The organism is Acidimicrobiales bacterium, from assembly GCA_035547835.1.
Lineage (GTDB): Bacteria > Actinomycetota > Acidimicrobiia > Acidimicrobiales > Iamiaceae > DASZTW01.
Genome location: DASZTW010000011.1, coordinates 1 through 11,984, shown reverse-complemented (window position 1 = coordinate 11,984; position 11,984 = coordinate 1). Strand labels below are relative to the sequence as shown.

Sequence of the window (11,984 nt, the reverse complement as noted above, 5' to 3'; positions counted from 1 at the left end):
CGGATCGGCTGCAGATAGCCCGTCTGACCACGGCAGCTGGCCGTGGCTTGGCAACCCGAACGGACAAGCGACCGGCCAACTCATCGTGACCTCCGCTTCGGTGCTCGTCCGACTGGTGCCGCTGCAGCGACCGTGCCATGGCGCGCCTGCATGTCGGCCTCGATGGCTTGGCGGTCGCGGCCGTAGTGCTGGCGCGACCAGGCCTTGGCGGCAGCCGCATGGTTGGTGGGCTCGGGTGGCGGCAGCGTCACGCCGGTGACCGGCGGGGCCACCCGCTGGTTGACGGCCAGCTGGGCGACCACCTCAAAGCGGCCGAGGCCCTGCAGGTCAGCGGCGGTCAGGTAGGGCGTGAACTCTTGCTCGAAGCGGTGTGCGTCCTTGGCGGTGGTTTGAAAGACCACCTTGCTGCGGCAGTTCGCCAGGAGATCCTGCAGCAGCTCGGCGGAGAGCTGGCCGAGGTGCTGGTGAGCGACCGTCAGACCGAGCCCCAGCCCGCGGGCGGCCGCCAGCATGTCGCCGACACTGCTCGGCAGGTGTAGGTAGTTCTGAACCTCATCAATGTAGAAGTGGACCGGTTGGCGCTGGGCTTCGGGGATGGCGCTGCGGGCCTGGACGGTCTGCCAGACCCGGGAGACGAACAGCGAGCCCATCAGGGCGGCGGCTTCATCGCCGAGCACGCCCTGGCGCAGCGGTACGAACAGCAGCTTGCGGCTGTCCAAGGCTTCGCCCAGCTTGAGGAGCGGCTCGGCTTGGCCAACGCAGTTGCGGACCCGGCTGCGCAGCAAGGTGGCGCGCAGCTTGTTCATAAGCGGGGCGATCACTTGCGCCTGGTCGTTCGGCTTGAGGCCTTCGTAGTACGACCAGAAGGGGCCGAGCCCAACACTGTCGTGTTGGACGTTGGCCACAAAGCGGCGGCGCCAGGCGGCGTTGGTCAGCAGCAGCGGCACCTCTACCAAGGTCATGCCCGGCTCCGACATCAGCGTCAGCAGCGCCGCCCGCAAGACGTCATCGGTCCGGGGACCCCAGAAGGCCGAGAACAACTGATGAAAGATGAAGACCGTCTGTTCAGCTACCAGTTCGGCGGAGGCCTGGTCGGCAGTCAGCAGATCCATGCCAACGGGGCGCTGCTCATCGCCCGGATCCAGCACAATGACATCCCGCACCCGCTCGGCGGGCACTCGCTTCAAGCATTCCGTTACCAAGTCACCCTTGGGGTCAACCACCACAACCGAACGGCCGGCCTGCATGTCCTGCGTGATGAGCGACAGCAGCAGGTTGCTCTTTCCCGAGCCGGTGGGCCCGGTCAGCAGCGTGTGCAGCAGGCGGTCCGCCGGCTGGATGGCGACCGGCCGCTCGGCGCCCGGGAAGGTGGCACGCGCCACCACGCAGCCGGTGCTCGGCAGGTCGGCGGCTGGCGGCAACTGCCGGCAGGCACCCAGCACCAGACCCGGCAGCTGCGTCACGCCGACCGGCCAGCCCATGACGGCACTGATCTCGGCGGCGTTGAGCAGGACCGGCCACGTCACCAGCGGGATCCGGCGCTGGCTGGCGTAGCGAGCCGCCAAGCGACTGCTGACGCCAAGGCGGCGGTCGAGCTGGATGCCGGGCGCGCTGACAAGCTCGTAGGCACCACGTATCCGCTGCAGCAGGTAGCGGGCCCGTGGGCGGGCGGCTGCCTTGACGGCGATCCGTCCTACGCACGAGAAGGTGGCTTCGGCCTGCTTGGCGCGGGCGGCTCGGAGCGCTTCGCCGTGCGGCGAGATGTCGTAGTCGTGATCCTCACGCAGCGGCGTCAGCAGCTCAGGTTGGCGGGGCCGGCTGGCCAGCTTCAGCGGACGCGGCAGCAAGGCCGGCGTCAGCAGCCACTGCACCACTACTTGCTCGTCTGGTCGGAGCGGCAGCAGCGTGGTCAACAGCGCTGCCGAGGTGGCTGCCGCCCGGTCAGTGCGCAGCGGCCGCTGCCGGCTGGTGGTGCGCAGCTCGATGCCGTGGCTGAGATCCGCGGCGGGCGGGGCCTCGGCTAGCTCGACCCGCACGCTCGGCAGGGCGGCGCGGAGGTGCGACAGCACGATGCCGGTCAGCGGCTTGGGAATGAACAGGTAGTGGTCGATCTGACCGGCGGTGGCGTGGGTCTCGAGGCTGACGGTTGGCAGGCGGAGCCAGTGCCAGTACCAAGGCGGCCGGACGCCGGCCAGGCCGGCTACGAACACCGTCACATCTTCAGCGGCCATGTCACGCGGAAAGCGCAAGCAGAAGCTGCGGGCGCCGTGGTTGATCCGGCGCTGTTCGGCGGCCCGCAGCAGCAGGACGCCTGCCACGAAGGCGGCGGCCGCCGTCACGGCCAGCCAGAGCGAGGCGGCCATTAGCTGGCCTTCCGTTCTGTGGGCGGCTGGGCGGTCTGCTTGGGAGATTGCTCGGCGACCAACAGCAGGAGCGCCCGGGCCAGCTTGCGCAGGTTGGGTGTGGCGGAGTGAATGGCCGTAACGCGGCTTTGCTTGTCCATTTCACCTCCTCTCCTGTGTTGACATTGAATATCTACAAGCCTCCATTTTGCTGATACTCAATGTCAACAGTCAAGCTTTCGTTGTGAAATCCACGGCAGACGGACGGGGCCTACCGGCGGTGGCGCTGCCAGACGATGAAGCCGTAGAGCACGCCCCCGCCGACTGCGACTGGCAGGAGCGGCTGGAAGACCGCCCAGGCCCAACGCAGCGCCAGCGCTGCCAACAGGAGCACCACGGCGATCTCCAGCAGGCGATCGGTCAGCGGCTTCAGTGGATCAGTCACCGGGGGCGGCGCTTGCCCAGCTCTTCGGTCATGGCCTGGAAGGCCTGCCGGGTCAGGTCTTGCATCCGGCGCTGGGCCTCGATCGCCTGAGCGCGGACTCGGGTCATCTCCTCGAGCCAGCCGGCCGAGCCCAGCCGGAAGCCGAGCAAGAAGACGAACCCGCTCAATGCCAGCAGCAAGAGGATCACCAGGAAGACGAGGGCGATCACCGGTTGCTCTCGCGGCAGTAGGTCGTGATGGTGTCCATCAGGATCTCGCCCTTGCCGAGGCGGGCGAGGTCCGTGAAGTAGCGCAGCTCGTCATCGAGCAGCGGGTCGCCGGCAGCCAGGGTTTCGCGCCAGCGCACCAGCATTGCGTGGCCGCTGGCGGCTTCGCGGGCCAGGCGGTCGATCTCTTGTAGCTTGGTCAGCTGCACGACCGACTCGGCCAGAACGCCGGCCTGGCGCAGCATGGTGCGCTGTTCCAGCGCCGCCAGTGCACGGCTGGTGTGGCGAGGGAGGCGGGGTGCTGCGCCGGGCAGCCGAGCAGGCTGGGTGGCGTTACGAATGGTTGGAAGCAGTTCAGTCATGTTGGTCATCTCTCCTGTACGAGAAGAGGCCCACGCCTTGGGCGTGGGCCTCTGTGGGTGGATCAGTCAGAGTCGTTGGCGGCTTGCTCTACGACCTCAGGCGGGAGGTAGGGGAGCCAGTGGCGGGTGTCGAGCCCGGAGAACGAGACGCCGCCCCAGTGGGGAACATCGTTTTCGTTGGGGTCGGAATCAGGGGTGCGGGTCATCACCCGAGACGATGACGCATCCAAAAGCCACAAAACGTGGAGGAAAGTGACCAGTTCCTGACTAATTTTGTGGCAGGAGGCTGATCAAGGGCCTGCGTGCGATCTCGCGGTACCGGCTGGTTCGGGCGACCAGCGGCACGCAGGGCGATGTGGACGAGTCGTCACCCGCCACCGGGGCTGAGCACCCGGTCGAGGTGATCACGCGTGCATTGCAGGAGCTGCTGCGCGTGGGCGTCAGGCCGGCGCAGATGGTCCGCTACCTCGATCTCTTCCCAGACGCTGTCATCCTGGCTGCCGATGATCTCTCACCGGGTGACACGACCGACCCATATCTCCGGGCACTCAACCTCGCGGATCGGATCACTGCGGCCGTACGCTCCCTCGGTGAGGGAGCCACCGGTCTAGCCACGCAGGCGCTCTTCGGAGTCACGCCTGAGGCACGAGGGCAACTGCTCAAGCATCGCCGCCGGATCGCGGCCGACCAGCTGGGCATCATGACGTCAACATTTCGCAGCTATTATGAGGACAATATAGTGGCTGATGTTGCGCTAGTAGTCTGGACGGCCAACCACCATAGCTGATACGGCGCCGCCGCAAGTTCCAAACAACTAAAATGATTATATCCGCTAACTGGTCGCGTCCGTATCGCTTACGGCAGCCGCGAGATCTCTCAGGCCACCCGTATACCATTCTCTCCGCCGCTGCAAGCACCACATCAGACCAGGATACTCGGCCATCATATCTCTCATCCAGAGTCGCAGGTCCGGTAGATTTCGCGCCCCCCAGCGCTTCTCGAAGGTGCCCTTACGGAGTAGAACCGTATCTAGTTCATCTAGAATGGCTTCCGCCAGAACGCAGGCTGAAGTTGAGAGTTGCTTCCCAGAAGTATTGTATGTGCCTAGCTCATTGAGTTCTCGCGGGTAGTTCAACATGAGGTCGGATAGCCGCCTGATCCGACCTGCGTCCTCCTCAAATCCCTGGCTGAGCAACGTCCTGCGCAGTCCGACAATCTGAACGACCGCAGCTACCGCCGATACCGTCAGAATAATCGACAGAGTGATCTGGGATACCCAGTACCATTGCTCCAGAGCAGGCGAAGTACTCGCTAGTAGACTTCTCACGAAGAAACAACTCCCGGGACGTCAACGGTATAGGTGCGTACCAGGTCGCGGCTCGATTGGGAGGCGGCGGGATGGGTCGACTCGTCTCACTCGCAAATTCTCGGATCGGAGTCCCAGGTCGTTCGTCCCATGGTACATGTGGCGCACATCATTATGTGGATTAACGATCCGGAACCCGTTCGCGGTAAGGAAGTCCTGGACTGACAACCAGTTCTGATCTATCCATCCGCCATCACTATCGGCGGGCAAGACAATCACGCCTTCGCAATATGGGACGCAACCCTCAAGCGCACGGCTGATCCAGAATTTGATACCATATCCGTCAGTCTTTGACGAATATGGCGGATTTATGTAGAACGCATCGCACTCGGGCGGCTGGCGGAACGGTTCTCGTATGTCGTGCAATGCGACTGAGTAGCTCGGCAGCGGCAGCCGGTCCGCCCATGACTTCAAGCTCGCCACAACCCGATGGTCGACCTCGTAGACGACTGGCGAGACAGTTGAGAACGCGGCAACCAGGATGGACACATGGTCATCGTCACCCAGGAATAGCACTCTGCGGTCGGCGAAGATCCGCCCAAGGTACTCTGCCTGATCGGCGAGGTTCGGAGCCATCATTAGGAATTGCTCTAGCTGAGGATCCGGTTCCGGACGCAAGGAGTCTAATGCAGCAGCCAACTCACCGATAGACCGGTAACTGACTACCGACTTTCCCTTGGCTCTCTGATGCTCCGAAGTATCGTCTGTCATACTCTCCTCCGCCTAAAAGTAGATCTTGTGAACGCGTATGCTTGATGGCTTAAAGGCATCTGTAATGAGGTCGGAGAACCGAATTGGGTCAACTCCGCGTTTTGTGCATGTCACAAGATCGATATTGATGTATCCCTTCTCGGGCCAGGAGTGAAGCGCAAGGTGGCTTTCGGAGAGAATGAACACTAGCGTGTGGCCGGGCGGCAACGGCTCAGCAATTGAGCGTAGAATGGTCAGGTGTAGCGAGCTGCAGAGCCGTTCGCAGGTATCGGCAAGAAACTCTCCATCGGTGAGGAGGTCGGATGAAATTCCAACCGCTTCCACCGTGCATTGCTGGACCAGAGGGATTGACTCATCCCAGACGCCCTGAACGTGGTCCGTCAAGTTCAGGTCAAAGATCCGGCGACCATACTTCAGAGTGCTCTTGCTGGGCAGGGCCGGCAGCGACACCTGCGGGTTGGTCGGCGCCCCTTCGTCACTGCGTGCCATCGGCCCACCTCCCGGAGCGGCTTGTCGCTCCACCGCTGCGTAACCTAGCTCGCTGCTCGTGGTTCGCAGTTGAGACCGGGACCAATGTCGTCTCGCTGCCACTTGTCCACACGAACGCCACCCCCGACCGTGGAAACACCCAGCCATCGATGTCCACGCGGATGACCCCGTCAGGTAGTTGAGCGGGGGTTTTCTCGATGCGGGTTGGTCTCACCGAGGGGATGAGGTCGAGCGTGCTGACGCTGGCCAGGTCGCAGTCGCTGTAGTCGAAGTCGACCCGCAGGTCCCGGGTGGGCTGCTCGATGTCAAAGAACAGCAGGTGGGCGTTGGCTGGCGTGATGGTGCGGTAGGTGTAGCTGATCGTCACCGGCTCCTCGGCCTCGATCTGCTCTGTGCCCACATTGACCGTGTAGAGCTGGCTGTGCTTCCGGGCCGTGCGCCGGATCGCCCGTTCCTCGCCATCGACACTGAAGCGCAGCAGTTCGAAGGAGTCAGGCGAGCCCGCCTCGACTCCTGGATCGGGTTTCAAGTACCAGGCGGAGGTCGCGCCTCGCTCGGCTGCCAGCTCGGCGTACTCGGTTCGGTCGGACAGGCAGACGAAGCGGCGCTGGGCATGCTTAGGCACCACGGTGTACTCCCAGCGAACGGTAACGCTGAAGAAGCCACCACCCGGGTGGTGAGGGGTACGGCCCTTGGCCGTACCCCTGCCTGCAGGCAGGGGCGACAGCTGAATAGACAGGTTGGCATCGTGCCAACGCTCAGCAGCACCGATTGCCTGGTCACGAATGTCGGCGTACACCTCGGCTGCGAACTGCTCGTCATCGAGGCGCAGGGCCAGGCTGTTGGTGATGATCCGGTCGAGGGTGTCGGGTGTGGCTACCCGCCGTAGATCGGCCTGGTTGGCAGCGAAGGCCTCGAGCACGGCATCCCGCATGGCGGGTGCCTGGTCGTGGAGCAGGCGGCGGAGCCTGAGCTCATCGATCTCGGATTGCTCGCGTTGAAAGAAGTGGTCAAGCCAGACGCTGAGTACGCCGGCGCCAATCAGGATGCCGCCGAGTTCCCCGAAGGGCAGGGTCTTGAGCCAGGCCCAACCGTGCATGGCGTCAACCTGGTGGCCGGCCACGATCAAGAGGGTCCCACTGGTGATCAGGATCAGGCAGCTGAGGACCATCTTGGTGCGGTACAACCGGCCGAGAATGTCGCGCATGTTCTAGTGTCAATTGTATCAAACATGCATGACATTCCATAGCGTGTAGCGACCGACCCCAAGCGGCAGGTGCACCGTGCGCGCCGGGATCAGTCACTCCCCCTCGCCGCCTGCACCGGGAGCCGGCCGGACTCGTGGGTGCACGCCTGCGCGGGTTCAGAGTCGGCCATCAACTAGCCGTTGCCGCCACCGCTCACGGTGCCACCTCCCCTCAGCCCGGGCAGACAGAGCGCCTGCTGTCCGAGCCTGAGCGTACCAGGATGCAAACAGTTGGGACATATGTTCTCTGGATGTTGACCCATGGGGCGTATGTCGTTGGGGCTTGCCATGGCTCCTCCGCTGTCACCTGCTACCAAGGCCTTCGGGGAGCGCGTCCGCGCCCGCCGGCAGGAGCTCGGGCTGAGCCAGGAGGCGCTGGCAGCCAGGGCACAGCTGCACTGGACGATGATCGGACAAACCGAGCGTGGTCAGCGCAACATCTCGTTGCACAACATCCTCAAGCTGGCCGAGGCGCTCGAGGTGGATGCGGGGGAGCTGGTGAAGGGGCTGGCCGCGCCCACAACGTAGGCCGCGGCGGCGGTCGATCGGCGAGGTCAAGCTCGGAGCGATTTCGACATCGTTCGCATTATGATCGGCAGTCTCGCATCCGTTCTGCAGCCCTGTGGCTAGCGGCGCAGCGTCACCATTTGCGAAGACAGCCGCATGCCATGGTGATCCCAGGACCTGAATCCTGGCATCCGCTGAGCACGGGGGATCGCCCAGCGCTCGCTGTAATAACGGGAAATGTCTCCGAGTGGGTAGGCAACCGGCCTGATCACATCTGTCTCACCACGTAGAAATGCCCGCCATCCAAACGAGAGCGGCGCGATGAACACCTCCCGCTTGATCCCGTGCTTGAGGAGGTTTCCGGACAAGCCAAGCTTCTGCAGCGAGCTCCGGATCGTCCGCATCTTCCAGTTGGGCCCATCACCGTACTCATTGCCGCGCCGCGGGTCATCCCGCCTCGCCAGCTCAACAAGTTCGGTGAAGACGTCATCCGAGAACTGGAAGTGTCCGAAGCCTTCCGTAAAACCGATTGGCTGCAGGACCTTGCGGTCGCCGAAAGTAAGCCTGTTGTAGACAGAGGAGCGACCGAGCGCCGATGTGGTCGTGATGAGAACGGGAGTGGCGATCTTCACCTGCTGATCGATGATGGTGCGAGTACCATCGTACTTCTCCTTTAGGAAAATCCGGGTTTCATCACTGACGGCACACAACGCTGCAAGCTTCCCGCCAATTAGCTGACGATAGGGCTCCACGGCGCCTAGAACGAACGCATCGAAGACGTTGTACAGACGCCTCTTACGCTGCTCGGGTCCCCAGCCAATAAGATCATCCCGGACCTTGAGATTGAACACGGGATCTCCGAGAGCGAAGATACCAATGAGTTTCCCATTCGACTGATCCATAATCAGGAAGCGCGTTCGCCGGCCGTAACCTTGCGAGACAGGTACAGACCAATGGAGCGAAGCATACCGAAATATAGCGGCCTCCTCCTCTGTCGTTACCTGTACAACGGCCGGATTTATTTGCTCTGGGTCGACTTCATCGCCATCCGCGAAGGAGCCGAGAACCCGATTCTCCCAGGTCTCGATGAAGTTGGCCGCCTTTGCAAGTACCTGAGAGCGTTGAGCTTGATGAAGCGCACGGATGCTCTGCTTGTCGCTGTCGGCTGGCGGGACGAGAAGGCCCCCGCTCGACTCGAAGCCCGCCGCCATCAGCTCGCCGATCACCATGCGGCGCAGCTCGCTGAGATTGACCATGCTCCTGTACCTTCGCTTGCCTGGGCGGTCGAGGCAGTTCGTGACGCCGAACTGCAAGGCAGGCTAGGCGCGAGCGCGAGCCGGGGTCGGACGGCACTCGTCTCGTTCGAGGAGGACGCTACTCGGAGTCGAGCAGCGTGTCTGGCTCATCGATGAGGAGATCGAGATGATCCTCGAGCAGGGTCAACGCCGCGTTCAGACGGCGGGACCACTCGATACGCTCGCTCTGATACCAGATCTGACCCTGGGTGTTGGCGTCCAACTCGCATTGTCCGAGGATGAACAGCAGCAAGTCAAGCGATGCGCGGATCCTGGCCCCTTCGAGCCCCTCCACGACCGCGTACACGTCCGTGAAGAATCGGTGGGCCGTGTTCAAGATCAGGATGAACTGTCCACCACGCTGCTCGACCCGGTAGAAGGGGGCATCGGCAACGCTCTCTCGGTGCACCCGAAAGGGGCGCGCAGCCGCCGCCTCCTCATGTGCATCCCTGACCAGCGCCTCAGGGAGACCCTCCTCCTTCGCAACCCGCTCAATCTCACGATCAAGATTCTCGCGGGCGATCTCTTCCGCCTCGGGGGACGGAGGCCGCTGGCGGACGAGGTCGGACACCTCCGCCATGACTGCCTCAGAGGCGCTCGCCACGCTGTCCGATCCCTCAATCGTGGTGACCGTATCTGCAACCTCCTCCTTCACGCGTTTGCGCAGCTGCTCCATGATCCGAAGGAAGCCGGCCTGTTGTAGCCGATCGAGGACGCGATCCGAGATCGTGATCTGTTGTTTTGCTGTGGTGACACCAAACTCTTCGTCAAGGGCCGCTGGGAAGTCGAGCTCTAGCCCGATGTAGCGATCATTGTTGACGAAGGTCGTGAGCTTGTTCTTGGTGACCGTGTCAATCTGCCGGCCGTTACGGCAGATGATGAAACCGTTGTTGTCCTTGCGAACCCCGAACCGCGCGTTCTGGTTTTTGCCAGTAGCCTTCTTGGATTTGTCCTTCGACAGAAATCCCGGTGGCATGTATGAGATCCGCAAGGTGACGGTGCCGAGCAGCTTTCCGTTATCGTCCGGGACCTCTAGGGCGAGTGGGGGCAGAGCCTCCGCTCGGTCATCATCGACATCGTAGAGGCGATAACCAGGCGTGATGAACAAGGGGTCGATAGGCTCGACCACCTTTCGGTTGACCGAGATCGCGGTCTGTCGAAGAAACCCGCGGTAGACAAGGCCGAAGTGTTGGAGCAGGTTCTGCTCCAATGAACTAGCCGTCTTCCAGGTGATGCGGTCGAGCTTGTCCCAGACGATGACGGTGCGAACAGCATCCATACCACCAGGGAAGGCTTCTTCGGCGTGCATCTGAATCCATTGAGGGAGCTCTTGGGTTGCGGCTTCCGGCATCAGAACTCGGCTGCCAGTCTTCGCCTTGCCGATCTCTTCCACATCGAGAGTCACGCCGTAGAACGTCCCCGAATCGATGCGCGAGAGCACGGAGAAGCGCTTCCCCTGACTCACCGAGGCGCTCGGCAACCCGTATCCATAGCGACCGAAGAGGTTGCGGCTGCCTTCACGGTCCGTCCCACCCCATTGGGCGCTTGCGGCAACCATCCCGGGAACCATGCCAAAGCCATCATCAAGAACAGCAATCTGGGTTGGTTTAGCATCCGATTTACCATTGAAGCCTAGCGCTACGTGGACGTTCGCCGCCCCAGCCTCAATCGAATTGTCGATCAACTCATCGAGCGCTGTGGCGGCACTCCGGTAGCCAAGATCTCGGATCGACCGTACGAAGGCCTGCGCAACGATGAGGTCGAGCTTGCCCTCCTCGCCCGGCAAACCGGACACATAATCAAGTTGGCGCTTGTGGGCTTTACTCGCGGTATCGCGTGACATTTGGTATCCTTAAGGTAGGTGAACTGGGGGCTACGCGGCAAGGAGATCGGGGCGGCCAAAATGAGAGGCGGCAATTGGCCTGAGGCGGGCGACCAGTCGACTGACTGCCTTCGGCGATAGACCTAGTTGCTCCGCCGCGGCGGCCTGAGTCGATCCGGCATAGAGAAGTCGGGCGACCGCCTCGAGCGGTTTCGGCAGCCCATCGAAGAAGTCATGCACAGTGAACTCGTCCGCGGATGCCAACTCCTCGTCAGCTCCGGGGGCCGCGTAGCGGACATCATCGAGAACGCTGGGCGCCAGGCCATCGATGGACTCCCTCGTGCGTGAGCGTTCGAAGACTGGCATCTGCCGACTCAGGCTGCGGGCAACGCGGTTCGATGCACGGGCGAAGAGGTGTGGTGCGAAGTCGCCGAGCTTCGGATCGAAGCTGCGCACGGTTGATACGACCACCTCATCGGCTACGCCCTCAAAGTCGGCGTCCTTGGCGCACCACCGCGGGCTAGCTGCGCGTACCGTGGCGTGACACGCTTCAAGGTGGGCCTTGGTGCGCAAGCGCCCATCCGCGGGCAACTCATCAAAAACAGAAGAACTCATCGTTCGACCCTTCTCTCGTGGAAGGTCGCAGCCGATGAGTGCAGGTGCGGTATGCCGTTCCTACTTATGAAGCCTTTGCGGCCTCGTCCGAGGTAACGACCTTCAATTCAGTTGTCAGAGCCAACTTAGCATGCTGATTCCGCTCTCGCGGCCAGCTTGGGCCCTCACTGTAAGCATCCCCGCCTGGAGAGCCGTTCGGACAGGTTCCTTCGCGGACGCCAGGCGGGGACTGTGATCAGGCGAAGCGGGTCAACTCCCATGTGACTGCCACGCTGTTGTGGGGCGGCATCCGATTCCCCTTGGCGATTGGTGCCGTGGTGCTCGGGGTGTCGAGCGACTTCCATACGCCGGACACCGGACAGACCTCGCCGGTTCGGGCTCTGGTGCCGAGTGGGTAGGACATTTGGTCTCCTCTCTGAGCACGGCGGTCCGCGCGGCTCATGCGGGAGATCCCCGCTCCGAGCAGGGTCCAGACCTCATCCTTCTGAAGTCGGTGATAGTCCGGCATCTCGTTCGGTGCGACCAGCGAAAGGCCGGAGATGCCCTCGAAGTCCGTTGGCCGTGGCTGCCGGCGTGTT

At 62.7% G+C, this 11,984-nt stretch carries 13 protein-coding genes; 2 read left to right on the top strand and 11 right to left on the bottom strand.

What is annotated here, in order from left to right:
• Window positions 1-80 precede the first annotated feature (80 nt).
• From VHA73_10115 to VHA73_10095, 5 genes are all read right to left on the bottom strand, one after another.
• A complete protein-coding gene (locus VHA73_10115) occupies window positions 81-2,363 on the bottom strand; it encodes a type IV secretion system DNA-binding domain-containing protein (GenBank protein ID HVX18374.1) in 2,283 nt (760 codons plus the stop codon).
• A gap of 250 nt (window positions 2,364-2,613) precedes the next feature.
• On the bottom strand, window positions 2,614-2,787 hold the full coding sequence (locus VHA73_10110) for a hypothetical protein (protein ID HVX18373.1): 174 nt from the start codon (window positions 2,785-2,787) through the stop codon (window positions 2,614-2,616).
• Window positions 2,784-2,996: a hypothetical protein gene (locus tag VHA73_10105; GenBank protein HVX18372.1), complete on the bottom strand. Its 213-nt coding sequence runs from the start codon at window positions 2,994-2,996 to the stop codon at window positions 2,784-2,786. The genes VHA73_10110 and VHA73_10105 overlap by 4 nt, the downstream gene beginning before the upstream one ends.
• On the bottom strand, window positions 2,993-3,355 hold the full coding sequence (locus VHA73_10100) for a hypothetical protein (GenBank protein HVX18371.1): 363 nt from the start codon (window positions 3,353-3,355) through the stop codon (window positions 2,993-2,995). Before VHA73_10100 ends, VHA73_10105 begins: the two co-directional genes overlap by 4 nt.
• Window positions 3,356-3,417: 62 nt before the next feature.
• Window positions 3,418-3,561, bottom strand: coding sequence for a hypothetical protein (locus tag VHA73_10095; GenBank protein ID HVX18370.1), 144 nt, complete (start codon window positions 3,559-3,561; stop codon window positions 3,418-3,420).
• 149 nt (window positions 3,562-3,710) lie between these two features.
• On the opposite strand from VHA73_10095, the gene VHA73_10090 reads away from it, so the two are divergent.
• Entirely contained in the window at window positions 3,711-4,142 is a 432-nt protein-coding gene (locus VHA73_10090; protein HVX18369.1) for a hypothetical protein, read from the top strand.
• 1,302 nt (window positions 4,143-5,444) lie between these two features.
• On the opposite strand, the gene VHA73_10085 is transcribed toward VHA73_10090, so the two are convergent.
• Window positions 5,445-5,921, bottom strand: coding sequence for an S-adenosylmethionine decarboxylase (locus tag VHA73_10085; protein HVX18368.1), 477 nt, complete (start codon window positions 5,919-5,921; stop codon window positions 5,445-5,447).
• The gene (locus VHA73_10080) at window positions 5,908-7,128 is read right to left on the bottom strand and encodes a hypothetical protein (protein HVX18367.1); all 1,221 of its coding nucleotides are present in this window, start codon (window positions 7,126-7,128) and stop codon (window positions 5,908-5,910) included. Before VHA73_10080 ends, VHA73_10085 begins: the two co-directional genes overlap by 14 nt.
• Before the next feature lie 327 nt (window positions 7,129-7,455).
• On the opposite strand from VHA73_10080, the gene VHA73_10075 reads away from it, so the two are divergent.
• On the top strand, window positions 7,456-7,695 hold the full coding sequence (locus VHA73_10075) for a helix-turn-helix transcriptional regulator (protein ID HVX18366.1): 240 nt from the start codon (window positions 7,456-7,458) through the stop codon (window positions 7,693-7,695).
• A 98-nt stretch (window positions 7,696-7,793) separates the two neighbouring features.
• On the opposite strand, the gene VHA73_10070 is transcribed toward VHA73_10075, so the two are convergent.
• The 4 genes from VHA73_10070 to VHA73_10055 form a co-directional block, all read right to left on the bottom strand.
• A complete protein-coding gene (locus VHA73_10070) occupies window positions 7,794-8,930 on the bottom strand; it encodes a Druantia anti-phage system protein DruA (protein ID HVX18365.1) in 1,137 nt (378 codons plus the stop codon).
• A 118-nt stretch (window positions 8,931-9,048) separates the two neighbouring features.
• Entirely contained in the window at window positions 9,049-10,812 is a 1,764-nt protein-coding gene (locus tag VHA73_10065) for an ATP-binding protein (GenBank protein HVX18364.1), read from the bottom strand.
• A gap of 30 nt (window positions 10,813-10,842) precedes the next feature.
• Window positions 10,843-11,406: a sigma-70 family RNA polymerase sigma factor gene (locus tag VHA73_10060; protein HVX18363.1), complete on the bottom strand. Its 564-nt coding sequence runs from the start codon at window positions 11,404-11,406 to the stop codon at window positions 10,843-10,845.
• A 235-nt stretch (window positions 11,407-11,641) separates the two neighbouring features.
• Window positions 11,642-11,984 (bottom strand): hypothetical protein (locus VHA73_10055; GenBank protein HVX18362.1); only part of this gene is annotated, 343 nt, incomplete at its 5' end.

Coding starts and splice junctions, on each gene's coding strand:
- VHA73_10080 (HVX18367.1), bottom strand. CDS start 7,128: ATGCGCGACATTCTCGGCCGGTTGTACCGCACCAAGATGGTCCTCAGC.
- VHA73_10095 (HVX18370.1), bottom strand. CDS start 3,561: ATGACCCGCACCCCTGATTCCGACCCCAACGAAAACGATGTTCCCCAC.
- VHA73_10115 (HVX18374.1), bottom strand. CDS start 2,363: ATGGCCGCCTCGCTCTGGCTGGCCGTGACGGCGGCCGCCGCCTTCGTG.
- VHA73_10070 (HVX18365.1), bottom strand. CDS start 8,930: ATGGTCAATCTCAGCGAGCTGCGCCGCATGGTGATCGGCGAGCTGATG.
- VHA73_10085 (HVX18368.1), bottom strand. CDS start 5,921: ATGGCACGCAGTGACGAAGGGGCGCCGACCAACCCGCAGGTGTCGCTG.
- VHA73_10100 (HVX18371.1), bottom strand. CDS start 3,355: ATGACTGAACTGCTTCCAACCATTCGTAACGCCACCCAGCCTGCTCGG.
- VHA73_10075 (HVX18366.1), top strand. CDS start 7,456: ATGGCTCCTCCGCTGTCACCTGCTACCAAGGCCTTCGGGGAGCGCGTC.
- VHA73_10065 (HVX18364.1), bottom strand. CDS start 10,812: ATGTCACGCGATACCGCGAGTAAAGCCCACAAGCGCCAACTTGATTAT.
- VHA73_10060 (HVX18363.1), bottom strand. CDS start 11,406: ATGAGTTCTTCTGTTTTTGATGAGTTGCCCGCGGATGGGCGCTTGCGC.